Source organism: Fibrobacterota bacterium (genome assembly GCA_019509785.1).
Lineage (GTDB): Bacteria > Fibrobacterota > Fibrobacteria > UBA11236 > UBA11236 > Chersky-265.
The window spans coordinates 144,772-159,157 of sequence record JAEKLQ010000025.1 but is presented as its reverse complement, the minus strand read 5'-3'; the positions used below and the strand labels follow the sequence as shown (position 1 = coordinate 159,157).

General features: G+C 63.6%; 15 protein-coding genes. 11 read left to right on the top strand and 4 right to left on the bottom strand.

What is annotated here, in order from left to right; translation table 11 throughout:
• Positions 1-75 precede the first annotated feature (75 nt).
• Positions 76-1,221: a Gfo/Idh/MocA family oxidoreductase gene (locus tag JF616_04790; protein MBW8887058.1), complete on the bottom strand. Its 1,146-nt coding sequence runs from the start codon at positions 1,219-1,221 to the stop codon at positions 76-78.
• A gap of 268 nt (positions 1,222-1,489) precedes the next feature.
• Here JF616_04790 and JF616_04785 point away from each other — a divergent pair, with 268 nt between their 5' ends.
• From JF616_04785 to JF616_04765, 5 genes are all read left to right on the top strand, one after another.
• Positions 1,490-1,939 (top strand): periplasmic heavy metal sensor, encoded by a 450-nt coding sequence (locus JF616_04785; GenBank protein ID MBW8887057.1) that lies wholly within the window; start codon positions 1,490-1,492, stop codon positions 1,937-1,939.
• A 55-nt stretch (positions 1,940-1,994) separates the two neighbouring features.
• The gene (locus JF616_04780) at positions 1,995-2,705 is read left to right on the top strand and encodes a response regulator transcription factor (GenBank protein ID MBW8887056.1); all 711 of its coding nucleotides are present in this window, start codon (positions 1,995-1,997) and stop codon (positions 2,703-2,705) included.
• Positions 2,695-4,149, top strand: a complete 1,455-nt coding sequence (locus tag JF616_04775; protein MBW8887055.1) for a HAMP domain-containing histidine kinase — start codon at positions 2,695-2,697, stop codon at positions 4,147-4,149. Before JF616_04780 ends, JF616_04775 begins: the two co-directional genes overlap by 11 nt.
• 80 nt (positions 4,150-4,229) lie before the next feature.
• Entirely contained in the window at positions 4,230-5,414 is a 1,185-nt protein-coding gene (locus JF616_04770; protein ID MBW8887054.1) for an HD domain-containing protein, read from the top strand.
• Positions 5,415-5,519: 105 nt separating this feature from the next.
• Positions 5,520-6,002: a hypothetical protein gene (locus tag JF616_04765; GenBank protein ID MBW8887053.1), complete on the top strand. Its 483-nt coding sequence runs from the start codon at positions 5,520-5,522 to the stop codon at positions 6,000-6,002.
• A 44-nt stretch (positions 6,003-6,046) separates the two neighbouring features.
• Here JF616_04765 and JF616_04760 read toward each other — a convergent pair whose 3' ends face one another.
• Complete coding sequence (locus JF616_04760) at positions 6,047-6,283, bottom strand: hypothetical protein (GenBank protein ID MBW8887052.1); 237 nt, start codon at positions 6,281-6,283, stop codon at positions 6,047-6,049.
• A gap of 81 nt (positions 6,284-6,364) precedes the next feature.
• On the opposite strand from JF616_04760, the gene JF616_04755 reads away from it, so the two are divergent.
• Positions 6,365-7,066 carry an HD domain-containing protein gene (locus tag JF616_04755; GenBank protein MBW8887051.1) on the top strand — a complete coding sequence of 234 codons (702 nt, stop codon included), beginning with the start codon at positions 6,365-6,367 and terminating at the stop codon, positions 7,064-7,066.
• A gap of 39 nt (positions 7,067-7,105) precedes the next feature.
• Here JF616_04755 and JF616_04750 read toward each other — a convergent pair whose 3' ends face one another.
• The gene (locus JF616_04750) at positions 7,106-8,185 is read right to left on the bottom strand and encodes a hypothetical protein (GenBank protein MBW8887050.1); all 1,080 of its coding nucleotides are present in this window, start codon (positions 8,183-8,185) and stop codon (positions 7,106-7,108) included.
• A gap of 345 nt (positions 8,186-8,530) precedes the next feature.
• On the opposite strand from JF616_04750, the gene JF616_04745 reads away from it, so the two are divergent.
• From JF616_04745 to JF616_04735, 3 genes are all read left to right on the top strand, one after another.
• Positions 8,531-9,493: a TonB family protein gene (locus JF616_04745; protein MBW8887049.1), complete on the top strand. Its 963-nt coding sequence runs from the start codon at positions 8,531-8,533 to the stop codon at positions 9,491-9,493.
• 201 nt (positions 9,494-9,694) lie between these two features.
• Positions 9,695-11,422: a hypothetical protein gene (locus tag JF616_04740; protein ID MBW8887048.1), complete on the top strand. Its 1,728-nt coding sequence runs from the start codon at positions 9,695-9,697 to the stop codon at positions 11,420-11,422.
• A 68-nt stretch (positions 11,423-11,490) separates the two neighbouring features.
• Positions 11,491-11,973, top strand: a complete 483-nt coding sequence (locus tag JF616_04735) for a peptidylprolyl isomerase (protein MBW8887047.1) — start codon at positions 11,491-11,493, stop codon at positions 11,971-11,973.
• A 73-nt stretch (positions 11,974-12,046) separates the two neighbouring features.
• On the opposite strand, the gene JF616_04730 is transcribed toward JF616_04735, so the two are convergent.
• Entirely contained in the window at positions 12,047-12,727 is a 681-nt protein-coding gene (locus JF616_04730; GenBank protein MBW8887046.1) for a DUF2071 domain-containing protein, read from the bottom strand.
• A 311-nt stretch (positions 12,728-13,038) separates the two neighbouring features.
• On the opposite strand from JF616_04730, the gene JF616_04725 reads away from it, so the two are divergent.
• Entirely contained in the window at positions 13,039-13,698 is a 660-nt protein-coding gene (locus JF616_04725) for a class I SAM-dependent methyltransferase (GenBank protein MBW8887045.1), read from the top strand.
• A 172-nt stretch (positions 13,699-13,870) separates the two neighbouring features.
• The gene (locus tag JF616_04720; GenBank protein MBW8887044.1) at positions 13,871-14,344 is read left to right on the top strand and encodes a hypothetical protein; all 474 of its coding nucleotides are present in this window, start codon (positions 13,871-13,873) and stop codon (positions 14,342-14,344) included.
• Positions 14,345-14,386 lie beyond the last annotated feature (42 nt).

Here is a 14,386-nt window from a genome sequence, read left to right as displayed (position 1 = left end):
CGATGGTACGCCATCGGGCCGCGTGGGATTGCGCGCCATTGGCGCTTCGTATAGAGCTCCAATGGCGCGTCGGTCCTATCCTCGCGTAGGCGCCTCGGCATGGAACAAGTCCTCTTGCTCGGCCGGAGGCTTGCTGGCGGCCATGTCCCCGGCGGGCCGCGAGCGCTTTTCGAAATGTTCCAAGGCCACCGGCTTGCCCGTGCGCGCCGACTCGTGGATGGCCCGGATCACGCGCACGTCGGCCAAGCCTTCCAAGCCCGAGGGCTCGGGCTCCTTCCCGCTAAGGATGCAGTCCGAGAAGTAGAGGATCTCCGGGGCCACCTGATCCCGTTTCCCGAACTCCTTGGATTTCGATTTGCCTTGCTTGGATATTTCCAGGGTCGTCGGCATCGCGTAATCGTATGCGTTGTCCAGGCAGACGTAGCCTTCGGTTCCCGTCACGCTATACCAGGATAAGTCGGCGCCATTATAGCCGCAGGTGAAGGTGGCCTGGCGGTCCCCCGGGAAGGTGAGGATGGCGGAACTGATTTCCTCCACTTCATGGAAGCGCGGGTCGTCCTTCTTGCTGGCCATGCGCGCGACCACCTCGATGGGCTCGTCCTGGAAAAGGTAGCGGGCCGCGTTCACGCAGTAGACGCCCAGGTCCCAGGTAGGGCCGCCCCCGCGCTCGGTCTTCACGCGGATATTATCGTCCTTCACCTGCATGGAGAAAGAGCTGTTGAAGAAGCGCGGCTCCCCGATGGCCCCGGACTTGATGGCCTCGATGGCCTTCAGGTTGGCGGGCTCGAAGTGCAACCGGTAGGCGGTCATCAACCGCACGTGATGCTCGTTGGCGGCGCGGATCATCTCCTCGCAATCTCGATCGGACAACGCGAGGGGTTTTTCGCAGAGGACATGGATGCCCTGCTTGGCGGAGCGTACGGCGAAATCCTTATGCAGATCGTTCGGAAGCGCGATGTACACGGCGTCGATCTCGCCGCTGGCGAGCAATTCGTCGTAGCGGTCGTAACCGAATCCCGATTGCGCGCCGTACTTGCGGCCCAGCTTCTTGAGCTTCTCGGGATCGTCCGATACGAGGGCGGCCAGTTCGCTATTCTTCTTCGCGTTGGCGAAGGCGGGCAAAATGGCCTCTTGGGCGAAGTATCCGAGGCCGACCACGGCATAGCGGACCTTTTTGGATTTACGGTCGCCCGAGGCGGGCGGGGTTTTACGTTCGGGCATGGCTTACCTCCATAACTGCTGCTTCCTTCTAAAAAACCTTTTGCCCCCGAGGCCTTCAACGGGCGCGCCGGCCCGCCGGCCCTGCCCATCGGAATCCGTTACAATCCGTTACAGCCGCGACAAGGGGGGCTTACCTGCGCCCCGTATCTTCTACCCAGGACCAAAAGGGATCCCGGCGGAATGGAGGCTCGGCTTAGCGCCTCGCCTCCGCTCCGCGGAGAACCCGGAAACCGTCCCCGGCAAGTAGCCGGTAACCTGGAGGAGACCCATGCTTTTACGTCGCATTTTCCGTTTCGCCGTTCCCGTCGTCGCCCTGGTCGGCGCGGCCTGCCTGCTGGGCGGCTGCCATCGCCGCTGCGGATGGCGCAGCAATCCCCAACAAAGGGCCGATTGGATCGCCAAGAAGGTGGCCTCCGAGCTGGGCTTGGACGCCGCCCAGAAGGCCAAGCTCGATACCATCAAATCCGCCCTGTTGGCGCGGCAGGGCGATTTCCGGGCCCTGCACGCCGGCCTCAAGGATCTGCTTATCGGCCAGATCCGCGCCAGCTCGGTCGATACCGGCAAGATCAACCAGGCCCTGGACGAACGCGAGGCCAAGATGAAGGAGCTGCGGGGCTTCGTGGTGGGCGAGTTCGCGGAGTTCCATGCCATCCTGACCCCGGCGCAGCGCGAGAAGCTGGCCGCCAAGCTCGAGAAGCTGGATCGCCGTTGTCACTGAGGCCCGTTGTCCCTACCTTTGCGCGTAGGGGCGCTTTGGTCATATAGGACGCATCATGAAAACCGTACTCATCGTCGACGATGACCGCAAGTTGGGGAAATTGCTCGCCGATTACCTGGCCAAGTTCGGATTGAAAGGCGTCAACGCCTTCCATCCGGACGAGGCCATCCGTTTCCTGCGGCGCGAGATTCCCGATATCATCATCCTGGACGTGATGCTGCCCGATAAGGATGGATTCGAAATGTGCCGGGAAATCCGACGGGATTTCTCGGTGCCCATCATCATGCTCACCGCGCGCGGCGAGGTGGCCGATCGGGTCCTGGGCCTGGAGTTGGGCGCCGACGATTACTTGCCCAAGCCTTTCGAGCCGCGCGAGCTGGTGGCGCGCATCCAATCGGTGCTGCGACGCGGCGGGGGCGGGGAGAAGGGGCCCGACCGGATCCACCATGGGACCCTGGATCTCGACTTCCGCCGGCGCGAGGCCACCGTGGCGGGCCGCGCGGCCGACCTCACGGCCATGGAATTCGAAGTGCTCGCCTTGTTCGCGCGCAGCCCGGGCAAGGTAATGGATCGGGATTCAATCCTCGATCGCACCAAGGGCATGGAATGGGAGCCGTACAACCGTTCCATCGACGTGCTGATCAGCCGCTTGCGCCAGAAGCTCGGGGACGATCCCAAGCGGCCCCGCTATCTGAAGACGGTGCGCGGCGCGGGCTACATGTACATCGGCGATGAAGATGCCGGCGGGGAGAACGATGCGCCCTAGCTGGCATTCGCGCCGCTGCCTGCCCGGGGAAGTCTATCGCCGGCATTCCCATCGCTCCCTCTTGCTGAAGCTCCTGCTGGTGCTGGTGGCGGCGGGCGTGTGCGTGAATATTTCCGTGGGCGGATTCTGGCGCCTGTCTTTCTTCCGGCAAACGCATATCCCTTTGGAACGCAACATCGCCCACTATGCCCGTTCCCTCGCGGCCGAGATCGGTTCGCCGCCGGACACCGCCAAGGCGCGAGCGCTGGCCAACCGCTATGCCCTGCGCATCCGTTTTTCAGGTCCGCAGGGGGTTTGGGAAAGCGCCCCGGGCCCGGCCATTCCGACGGATTCGGGAGAGGGCAAGAACGTCCGCGGGCTGGAGGGCGAGCCCGGCGTCCGCATGGGCTGGGCCCATCACAGCTTCTTCATCCAAGTGCCGGCGGGCGGTACCGTCACGGGCCAGGCGCCGGGCGGCGTAACGCCGGGCGGCATGGGCGACATCACCTTCGCTGCCGAGTTCGGCCCTTTTTCCCAGGGCCGGGGCGGATCGCTGGCCTTGCTTATCGGCCTCGTATCATTCTGCCTCGCTGTCGCGTTCATGGTCATCCGCCGTATGCTCTCCCCGCTCAAGACCCTGACAAACGCGGTCGAGCGCATCCGCCGCGGCGAGCTCGGGCATCAAATCCCCGAATGGGGACACGACGAACTGGGCGAACTGGCGCATTCCTTCAACGCCATGTCCTCCGGCCTCAAGGAGCGCATCCGCTTGCGCGACCAATTGCTGCTGGACGTGAGCCATGAGCTGCGGACCCCCATCACCCGAATCCGGCTGGCGCTGGAAATGGGTCCCGACGGCATGGCTAAGGAAAGCATCCGGGACGATTTGCGTGAGATGGAAGCGATGATCTCCGAGATCCTTGAGACGGCGCGGCTGGACAGCGACAACGGGAAGCTCGACCTCGAGGACGTCGATTTGCCCGCGCTGGCGGCCGAGATCGTAGCCGATGCGGAGGGGCGTTCTCCGGGGGCCAAGCTGATCGGGGTGAGGGGCGGCCAAGGACCGGGCGGCCAAGGACCGGTGATTCGCGCGGACCGGGCGCGCGTCCGCAAGGTATTGGCCAACGTCATCGACAACGCCATGAAATACTCCCCGGAAGGCGCGCAACCGGTCCAAGTCCGCATCGATGCGGATGCGGACGAAGTCAAGGTGAGAATCGAGGATCGCGGAGTGGGCATCCCGGAATCGGAACTGCCGAAAATCTTCGAGCCTTTCTACCGCGTGGATCGCTCGCGTTCCCGGGAAACCGGTGGCTACGGCCTGGGTTTGAGCTTGTGCAAACGCATCATGGAAGCCCATGGCGGCAGCATCGCCATCGCCAGCCGGGAGGGAGAAGGCACCGAAGTCACGCTGGCATTCCCCAGAACGCCACAAGGAAGCCCAAAGTCTCCAAGCCCGCATTGACCGTTCCCAGCGTCAGGCCCTAGAATCGATCGGGAGCTTCGGTTACGGTTTTCGCGCCGTCGCCGGGGCCGGGGTTGTCGATGATCGAATTCGGCATAAACGAAATCACGCCAGGAATGGTGGTCGCCCGCTCCGTCCTGGGCGGATCTTCCGGCGTCATGCTGGCCGCCGGATACGTGCTGGACGAGGCCATCATCGCCCGTTGCAAGCGGCAGGGCATGCGATCCTTGTGGGTTCGCGTCGGGAATGAAGATTCCTTGCCCGCCGGCAACGTCAATGATCAGCTCGCCCTCCAGGCCCAGCAGGCGTGGAAGGACAACCTGAGCATCCTGGAGAAGGTGGGCGAGACCCAGGATTCCACCCTCGAAAACCTCTCCAAGTTCACTTCCGATCCCGGCCGGTTCAAGAACATCATCGCGACCGATAAGATGAAATCCATCGTCGACCAGATCATCCGATCGGTCCTGGGTTCCGAGCCGTTGATGATCAACCTGGCCTCCATGCGCACCACCGACGGCTACCTGCATCAGCACGCCCTCGACGTCACCATCACCGCCACCCTGATCGCGGGGCGGCTGAAGTATGCCGTAGCCGACATCCAGGAACTGGCCCTCGGCTGTTTCCTGATGGACCTGGGGATGATCATCGTGCCCCAGGCCTTGCTGGAGAAGAAAACACCCCTGACCTTGCAGGAGATGCATATCCTGGAGGAACATCCCGCCGTGGGTTTCGCCATCCTGCGGGCCAACGAAGGCATCAATATCAACACCGCGCATGTGGCCTACCAGCATCATGAGCGTTTGGACGGGCGCGGCTACCCGCGAAAGCTCAAGGGAGATGACGTCACGCCGCAGAAGACCCTGAGCCACGCGGGCGGGCACATCCATCGCTACGCGCAGATCGCGGCCGTGGCCGACGCTTACATCACCGCCATTTCGCCCCATCCCAACACGGTGGCGCCCCTGCCCCCCTTGGAGGCCATGAAGATGCTGATCGGGGAGGCGGGTAAAGGGCTCAATACCCATGTCGTCAACGCCCTCATCACCTTGATCCCCGTTTTCCCCACCGGCACCCGCGTGGTGGTGTCCAAGTCCCCCAAGCCTTTCCTCATGGGCTATCTGGGGGTTGTGACCCAGGCCAACCTCAAGGACCAGGAGAAGCCGAAGGTGCTCTTGGTGATGGATCGTTTCCGCCGCCGCATCAAACCCATCGCGCTGGATCTGGCGGCCGAGAAAGGCGTCGAGATCCAATTCGCGCCGCTTTAGAAGCGATCCCATGAATGCGGGCCTATCCGGGCCCGGGTGGACCGCGTTACCAAGAAGCCTCCCGACCGGCTTTGGTTCCGCGGGCCCGATGAGTAATTTGGGTCCATGAGAAATCGCGCCCTCCCCTTCCTTTCCTTCGCCCTTCTCGCCGCTTGCGCCCCTTCCAATCCCTATCATCCCCTTTCCAGCGGGGAAGGCTATTCCGAAGTCTCGGTGGCCCCCAATCGCTGGCAGATCTCCTTCCATGGTACCTCGGATCAGGACGAGCTGGCCGCCAAGAAATACGCCTTGGTGCGCGCGGCCGAGATCGCGAAGGGCGGCAGCTTCCCGTATTTCCGCCTGGAAGAGGGCAAGACCAAGGCCAATGAAGATCGGGAGACGGTGCGCGAGACCGACGCCGTCCGCGAGAACAATTATCCCGGCCAGCCCTGGGCCGGAAAGCGGACGCGTTCCCGCACGGTGAGCCGCACCGAGCGCCGTCCCGTCGTGAGGATCACGGTAGATTTGGAAAAGGATCGTTGCGGAGAATGCTTGGAGACGGACGCCGTGCTCAATGAAGCCGCGGCCACGGGCGTGCTCGGGAAATAGGCGCGCGGGGCCCGGCTTGGCGGGGGTCCGGCGGCGGAGGGGGATTACTCGGGCTTAGGCGCGCGGCAGTAGGCGCAAATCATCTTCCGGTTGAAATCGCGCACCCAACTATGGCCGTTGGCGCACCGATCCACCTTCTCTTTTTCCGCCTTAGTGGAACCGCCGAAGAGGGCGTCCAGGTTCTTCTTGACCTCTTGGCGATTCACCTGCTTCCCGTCGAAGCTTTTCTGGAAAAGCCGGTCCCGTTCTTCGTAATTGCCTTTGCCGCCGCTGTAGCCCATAGCCTGTTCCCCGATGTCGATTGGAACCCCCGCAGGGGTCGTCTTATTATACCAAATTCGCCGTGGAATTAGATTCTCCGCATGCATCCCGATAACGACCCTTTGCCCCCCGCTAATCCCCCGAAATCCCTAACCGAAGCCGAATCCCTTTCCCGGGCCGAGGCCTTCGTCCGCGCCCGCTGCGCCCATGATTCCGGAGGGCACGATTTCCACCATTTGCGGCGGGTGCGCGCCTTGGCCCTGCGCCTGGCCGAACCCCTCGGCGCCGATCCCTTCGTAACGGAAATGGCCGCCTGGCTGCACGACGTTGCCGACCCCAAGCTGAACCCCGATCCGCTAGCGGGGCGGCGCGAGCTGGCGGGCTTCCTGGAGGGTCTTAGCCTATCCGCGGAACGCCGGGCCCGGGTGGAGGACGTGGTCGAACGAGTTTCCTTCGGGAAGGAGCTCGATGGGGACGCGCGGCCCAAATCGCCCGAGTTGATGGCCGTCCAGGACGCGGATCGTTTGGACGCCATCGGCGCCCTCGGCATCGCCCGGGCTTTCGCCTACGGCGGGTCCAAGGGCCAGCCCATGCATGATCCCGACCTTCCGCCCCGGCGCGATCTGGATCACGGCAGCTACCGCGCCGGCAAGTCCACCAGCGTGAACCATTTCCACGAGAAGCTGCTTACCCTCAAGGGCCGCCTCAACTCCGAGGCCGCCCGGGCCATCGCCGAGGGAAGGCATCGCTTCATGGAAGCCTTTCTGGAACGCTTCCTGGCCGAGTGGGAAGGCAACGGATAGCCTTTCCCAGGTTAATACCAATATTGGCGGTCTAGGCTTTCAAGGCGCCCCGTCGGCGGGCGCTTGGAAAATGAATAGCGGAATATCCGCGGCGATCCGGTCCGGCGGCAACCGCCGCCCCGACAGGGAGTAGAACGGACCCGTGTTCGCGGCGCGGCCGGGCCGCAGCCAGGTTACGATGCCCGATCCCGCCGGGTAGATAGGGTTGCCTTTGTCGTCCACGCTTTGCACCGCCTCGAAGTCGCTTCCCTTCACGCGCTTCAGCGCATCGATCTCGGAATCGGGATAGCGCGAGTCGGGCGCGCCCGAGAGGAACCAGTTGCCCCCGTTATCGGCAACGATGGCTCCGTATTTTTTCAGGGCGGTGAGCACGGTCTGGGCCGCCGGAGGGAATCCGGAAATGTCGAATGTCGCTTTGAGGCGGTAGCGCTGGCCCATAGGCGGCGCATCCAGGCTGGTGGTGGATCCCGCCTGGTGGCGCGCCGGCCAGAGATAGGACTTGCGCGAAACGTCCACGGTCATGCGGATGGCGTGGTCGATGACGCCGCGTTTGATCTCGTCGTAACGGACCAGGCCCGGCAGGATGGGAAGGCCGGCGGCGTCGGCGGAGGTCCAGCCATCGGTGCGCAGGGTATTCGAAGTCAGATCGAATTTCGCGCCGCAGGCCGCGTCCCAATGATCGGCGCGCGGGATTGCCACGTAGAGCTCGTAGAGGATCTTGGCATCCTTATCCACCGCCAGCACGTGGCGATCGCCCTTGTTCGGGTCCCCGCCTTCCACGAAGGCATTGAGAGGAATGGGGTAGGGGCCCGGATCGCTCTCGTCCCCGTAGTCGGTGTAGTTGACGGGGATCTTGGCCTGGGTCTTGTCCACCAGCACATAGGGGATGCCCCAGGGAACGCCGCCCAGGTCGGTTCCGAAATCGGGATGCAAAGCCGTGCCGGACCCTACGGAAGCCACCAGCTTGGCGGAGTTCGGATCCAGGGGCATTTTGGACACGTCGAAATGCCAGGGATTGTCGGTGGGGAAAAAGGCGATTCCGGAGAGATCGGCCGAATCCAGGGCGGCGGCGGCGCCGCAGGCCCCAAGCACCATAAAAAGCAGTCGCTCTACCCGCATCGAACGCTTCGGTTTCCCGGAAATTCCCATGGATTCGCCTCCCGTGACTTGGCCGCCGTGGAAGCGGCCGAAACCCCAGGGCCGCGGTCAGGGCGGCCTGGGCCATTGTACCCCGCAGGCCCGGCGCGGACAATGCCGGGGGCCGACGGAGATCGGGAATAGTAACGGTCCGAAAGGCAGCGCGCGGCGCCCGCGGGCGTGGTATATTAGGATTCAGCGGAACGAATCGTATCGGTTCCAGGGGGAAACGCCCCGGTTACTGGTCCCTCACGCTCCGCCCGTCGCCGTCTCCGCAATTCGCCATCGGTCGAAGTTGGATCCCTTTTCCCCCTAGGAGGACTCCGCATGTCCGGTTCGAAGGTATTGTCTTTTCGCGAACAGAATTCCCCCGGTCCATTGGAAGAAAAACTCCGCGTCGAGGATGATCGACGATTGTTGAGCTGTACGGGCGCGGGGTCCATGCTCGGGTCCGCCTTCGCGGCCTGGGCCCTCACGGTGCAAATCATGCTTCCGCCTCCGCTGGTCGATCCCCCCGTTGATCCCCATCCGGGCCACTACACGGCGGTGCCCCCGAAGGACTACCACGGCAGTATCAAGGATCAGCGCCTCGTCAAGAATCACGTGACGCCAGGCCAGACGGGAAATAAATCGCCGAAGCCGAAGACCGCTCACGTTGCGAAGAAGCCGGGCTGGCTGGGCCAAAGCCTCATCACTTCCCGCACCAACCGGCTCGACATCAATGCCTCGGAAATCCTTTCCCATGCCTTCAAGCATATGGACGTGGACAAGCTCACCGAACTTCCGGTCCTGAAGCATACCTCGGAATCCCGCATCTCCGGCCGACGCGGGGCGGAAAGCCATGAATTCAATATTGAGTACACGGAAGAGGGAACCGGTTGCGCGGGAGCCGATTGCGGACCGGGCGTCCTCCCCGAACTCCCGCATAGCGGGACCAGGGCCCCGACCGCCCTGTCTTCCACGGCGCGTGTTTCATCAATCGAGTACGCCCAGGAGAACAACGCCCGTTCTTCCGCCGCCATCCTAGCGGTCATCCGCTCCCATGGCCCCGGCCTCAGGCACGCCTACAACTCCTTCCTCAAGCGGTACCCCGGCCTGGCGGGCAAGCTCTCCTTGAGCTTTTCCATCGCGCCCGGCGGGGACGTTGTAGAGTTGGCGGTGGTTTCTTCCACCACCGGAGCCGCGGATTTCGATGCCGAGGTCGGGCGGCTGGTGCGATCCTGGCGTTTCGATCCCGTGAGGGCCCCCGGTAACGACCATGTTACTGTGCCTTTTACTTTTTCCGAGTGAGCATTCTCGGAGTGAACGGACCCTCGCTCCGCGGACTGCGGGGCGTCCTTTAATCTCGAGGAGGTCCGGCGTCGGCTCCCGCGCGGACTACGGGCTCCGCCCCGGACTTCCTCTCCTTCCCATCCGGGTTATATATTTGGAATGCGGGAGGACATCCATCGTGAAAGATCGGCGAATCGGAACCGGCGAGGGGAAGCGGATATGCGGGCGTTGATCCTCGCCATCGGGCTGGCTCTCCCCGCGGGCGCCCAGCAGATCCACTGCGGCACGGCCGAATTGTTCCGGACCCACGGCGCGAAAAGCCTGATGCCGCTTCGGTCCGCCAAACGCGGGGCCGCGATCGAAGCCTATCGGACCTTGGAAACCGCCCATTTCCGGATTAGTTACACCTTGGCGGGCCTAAGCCGGATTAAAACCGTGGACGGCGATTCCGTCCTGCTGGGCATGATCGATTCCTTGTCCCGCATCGCGCCCGGGCATGGCACGGGCCCGAACGATGCCGCGTTCATCGATTCCAAATTGGATTCCCTCGGCGCACCCCACCCGCAATACTCCGTGACAATAGCCGCCTTCTTGGAACATGCGCGCGGCTATTACATCGATACGCTCGGGATGCGCGCGCCCCATTCGGTTGGCTTGTCCTTTTACTACCAAGCTTCCCCCGGGAACGAGGGGAAATATTCGGTGGACATCGCTGACATAGGCACGGTCGTACCGGAGGACCATGGCGAACCCTACTATGCCCTGACCTATCCTTCCACCGAAGGCAGCATGTTGGTGGACAACGACCTCCTGTATAATTCCCGTATCGACCCGGCGAGCGGCATCCCCGACGGGGACACCATCATGAGCCAGTACCGGGGAAGCTTGATCCATAATTACGGGATCGATTGGCAAGCCGGATTGCAGGTGACCTGCTTCCACGAGTTCTACCATTCCGTGCAATTCGCCTATACCCCCGAGCTGGGCAACTTGCACGTTTGGTACGAGACCTCGGCCGTGGGCATGGAAGAGCGCAACGCGCCCGAGGTCAACGACTACCTGCAATACCTGCCCGCCTTTTTCCAGGACCTTCCCGGCGTGGGCATGTTCAATTACCCGCTCCGCTTGAGTTGGTACGGGAACGGCATCTTCCACGTATTCCTCAATCAGGTGCTCGGCGAGGGCTTCGATGTCGCCGTCTGGGAGCGACTGGCCGAAAACGGAAACGATATCCGGGACGCGCTCTCCCGCGTCGGCGCGGCGAAGGGAAAATCCTTGCGCCAGTTGTACGCCGATTTCGCCGCGCAGTTGGCCTTCAGCGGCCAACCGGTGCGGCCCCCTTTTCAGCCCTTTTCCCCCGACATGCCCAGATGGCCGTCGCTCCAAACCCGGGCCCTGAACGTAAGTTCGCCGGATCCATTTCAAACCCCCGCCCAACTCCCCATGACCATCAACGCTTGGCAGATCAGCGGCGCCTCCGGCAGCGGGAAATCGGTCCTGGTCCAGGATACGGGATTGGTCCCGGTCCTGGCCTTTTCCGGTCCCGATTCCAGTTTGGGCGGCCCGCTATCAGGCACTACCGCCAAATTGGACTTCGCGGATGCGCCCGGCCGCGTCAATTTGCTCCTGCTGGCCAACGGGTCCACGACGCAATCCTGGAGCGCGCAAATCCTCGTCCTGCAAAGCGTCGTTTCCTCCCGCCTTATCGCCTATCCGAATCCCCTGCGGGACGGGTCTGCCGCCCGCCTATACTTTTCGCGACTCTCCCACGCCTCCGACATCCGCATCTTCAGCGAATCCGGTTCGTCGGTGCGTTCTTTGAGCTTCACCCCCGATTCCACGCTTTGGTCTTGGGATTTGAAGGACGGCAAGGGCGGGTCGGCGAAGCCGGGGGTCTATTACTACAGCGAGAACGGGGGGCCGGTGGCTCCCGTCCTCCTCTATTAGCCCCGTCGAAAATATTACTTTGCTTTTTCCGGCCCTGGGGCCGGAAGCCACGCTAACCAAGGCCCAGCATGCAGATCGCCAAAAACAAGGTCGTTTCCATCGACTACACACTCACCAACGCCAAGGGCGAAGTCCTCGACAAGTCGTCCAAGGGCCGCCCCTTGCAATTCATCCATGGTCAGGGCCAATTGATTCCCGGTCTGGAAAGCGTCCTCGAAGGCAAGTCCGCCGGCGACGCCTTGAAGGCGCAGATTCCCGCCAAGGACGCCTACGGCGACCGCGACGAGGAGCTGATGCAAATCATCCCTAAGGACAATTTCTCGGAGATCAAGGATCTGCGCGTGGGCATGGAACTGGAGGCCGAAGGCGACGACGGCGTCCGCGTCATCACCGTGGTGGGCATCGAGAACGATAACGTGGTGGTGGACGGGAACCATCCCCTGGCGGGCATGGACCTGAACTTCGACGTCACCATCGTGGGCGTGCGCGACGCGACCGAGGACGAGCTGGGCCACGGCCACGTGCACGGTCCCGGCGGCCATCACCACTGAGCGGGCTAGCGCGCCCGAAGGCGCGGGGCTAAGACCCTCGCGCCTGCTTTTCCGTTCTTTTGCATACGCCCTCTCATAACAGCCGTTCCGGCATCCACCCCGCCACTTCCGTCTTCGCGGCGAATTGCAAGAGCGGGACGCCTTCCAGTTTAATCCCGATCGGCAAAGTCATGGTGTTCACGCGGATCTCGGCGGCGGCGGGCTGTAAGCGCCAGGGTTTATGGTGCACGTTGACCCGGTACAGGCCGCCTTCATCATCGGCGGCGTACAGGCAATAGCGCGCGGTGAGCCAATCCTCCAAGGAACCCGCGGCCGCGCGGTAGGCGGGGCCTGTAGGCCCATACTCGCCTACGAACTCCGCCGGAGCCGCGCCGGGATGGGTGCGCCGGCTGGCGTACTCGATGCGGTTCCCTTGCCGTTCCGACCGCATCTCGGCATCGAAATAAGGCAGATGGAAGAAGCGCCTGGCGGCGCGCACCGCCACCGGATTGGAGGCTTCCAGGCTGAAAAACCAGACTCCGGGAATGGCTTTCCGCACCACGTAGGTACGCACGTTCAGTTCGCAGAACGCCGTGAGGCCCGGCAAGCCCGGTAAGTAGCGCGGCCGCACGTGGGACATGCGGAAGGGCACCACGCTGATCCAAGCCCGGCCATCGAAAAGATCGAGGTCCAGGCCGGCGGGGACAAGGCGGCGGAGAAGCTCGGGCGCGACGGGCCAATGGGCGAAGAGGAGATCGTCCCAGTGCATGCCCATCAACCAACCGCGGGGATGGCGGAAGGCCGCGTTGGGGAGGAACGGGCTCACGGGGAAGGGATGGGGGCCCGGGTAAGAAACGGTCCCATAAATAGGTTCGCACTGGCGGCGAGCTTGCGGATTGGGCCCATGCGGGAGAAAATAGCACCGACCGGGGCGGGAAGCAATTTCGGCCCGGGCGGGACGGCCATGGGGGATGGCACCCGGCGCGGGAAGCAATTTCGGGCCAGCGGGACAGCCATGGGGGATGGCGCCCGTCACGAAGTGCCGCCGCTCTCTTGCTACGTTTGCCGAAGGACCGGAGAATCGCCATGCCCGCATCCCAGACCCCGCCCGAAAGCCCCGCCGGCTCCGGCCCCCTCGATCTGCGGGCCTGGTTCGGCGACATCGACGTGTACCTGTTCGATCTGCTCCTCAAGGGCAAGGTGAAGCTTCCCCTCTCCATGCTGGACGCGGGCTGCGGGACCGGCCGCAATCTTCCCTACTTCTTCCGTTCCGGCTGCGACGTCTACGCGGTGGACGAGGATGCCGATGCCCTCGACCACGTGCGGGAGATGGCCGCCGCCATGGCTCCGGGCTTGCCGGCGGATCGTTTTCGGGTTGAGAAAATTGAGGACATGACGGTGCCGGCGGGCGCCTTCGCCTTGGTCGTTTGCAGCGCCGTCCTCCACTTCGCCCGGGACGAGGAGCACTTCCAGCGCATGCTGGACGGGCTTTGGCGCGCGACCGCACCGGGAGGCCTGCTGTTCATGCGCCTGTCTTCCAGCATCGGCCTCGAGAACCGTCTGGAGCGTTTGGAATCGGGACGCTACCGCATGCCGACCGGGGGGGAGTGGTTCCTGGCCAGCGAAGCCAAGCTCCTCTTGGCCGCCGGCCGCCTGGGGGCGGAGATGGCCGAACCCCTGCGCTCGGTCAACGTGCAGAACCTCCGATGCATGACCACCTGGGTGCTTCGTAAGACTATTCGTTAACCCTTCCGACGGGATAGGCGCTTCCCAAGGGACGGCGCCTCCCGAAAAGCGGCGGCGTACGGCGCTTGCTTCGGGCCGCGGATACGCGTCATAATGAGGCCGGGGGACGCGGGACCGGACAGCGCCGGGATCCGTTCCGACCCGCATGTTTCCTATATTCTCAAGAGCCCACATGTACCAGACGCAACTCCTCAAGATCCGCATCCGCCCCGGCAAAACCTCCGCCGTAATCGACTTCATCCGCAGCCTCGGCGAACGCAGGGACCTTTCGCTCGCAGCCCTACGCCGCGAGGGCATGGTGGTGGAAAGCATGTTCCTGGAACGCAGGGACGACGGCGACTACCTGTATTACTACGCCAAGGCGCGCGATCTGACTTATGCCAGCGAGGTTAACATGCAGGCTACCGATGGGTTGGCCCAGGAGATCCGCGCCTTCATTTCGGAGACCTGGGATCATATCGTCTCGCCCGAACCTTTGCTCGATCTCGATCTCATCCAAGAGGAGGCCGCACCCCATGGGGCATCCGGGTCCATCGGCGAAGCCGCCGCGAAAACCCGCGCGCGCCGCAAGCCAGGGAGCATCGGCTCCAAGGCGGAGGCCCTCGGGAAGGCGGCCGCTCCGGCGCCGCATGCCCTCGCCGGCTGAACCCCGCATCCTTATCCGGACCGCGCCCCCTCGCGCGGGCCT